The sequence below is a fragment of the Mesorhizobium captivum genome, assembly GCF_033977165.1.
Classification (GTDB): domain Bacteria; phylum Pseudomonadota; class Alphaproteobacteria; order Rhizobiales; family Rhizobiaceae; genus Mesorhizobium; species Mesorhizobium captivum.
The window spans coordinates 1-767 of record NZ_JAVIJB010000131.1 but is presented as its reverse complement, the minus strand read 5'-3'; the positions used below and the strand labels follow the sequence as shown (position 1 = coordinate 767).

Here is a 767-nt window from a genome sequence, read left to right as displayed (position 1 = left end):
AGCGCGCCGATGTTGTCGCCGGCCTGGCCCTGGTCGAGCAGCTTGCGGAACATTTCCACGCCCGTGCAGGTCGTCTTGGCCGTCGGACGGATGCCGACGATCTCCAGCTCCTCGCCGACCTTGACCACGCCGCGCTCGACGCGGCCGGTCACAACAGTGCCGCGGCCCGAGATCGAGAACACGTCCTCGATCGGCATCAGGAACGGCTTGTCCAGCGGACGCACCGGCGTCGGGATGTAGGCGTCGACCTGAGCCATCAGCTCGCGGATGGCGTCCTCGCCGATGGTCTTGTTGGAATCCTCAAGTGCTGCCAGCGCCGAGCCCTTGACGATCGGAATGTCGTCGCCGGGGAACTCGTTCTTGGTCAACAGCTCGCGAACCTCGAGCTCGACCAGCTCCAGAAGCTCGGCGTCGTCGACCTGGTCGACCTTGTTCAGGAACACAACGATCGAGGGCACGCCGACCTGGCGGGCCAAGAGGATGTGCTCGCGGGTCTGCGGCATCGGGCCGTCGGCGGCCGAAACCACCAGGATCGCGCCGTCCATCTGCGCGGCACCGGTGATCATGTTCTTCACATAGTCGGCGTGGCCGGGGCAGTCGACATGGGCATAGTGACGGTTGGCCGTCTCATACTCGACATGCGCCGTCGAGATGGTGATGCCGCGCGCCTTCTCTTCCGGCGCCGCGTCGATCTGGTCATAGCGCTTGTATTCGCCAAAATACTTCGTGATCGCCGCCGTCAGCGACGTCTTGCCATGATCGACGTG

At 64.7% G+C, this 767-nt stretch carries 1 protein-coding gene; it reads right to left on the bottom strand.

All coding sequences use genetic code 11. The features are described 5' to 3' along the window. Positions 1-767 (bottom strand): elongation factor Tu (locus tag RFM40_RS33610; protein ID WP_320279063.1); only part of this gene is annotated, 767 nt, incomplete at both ends.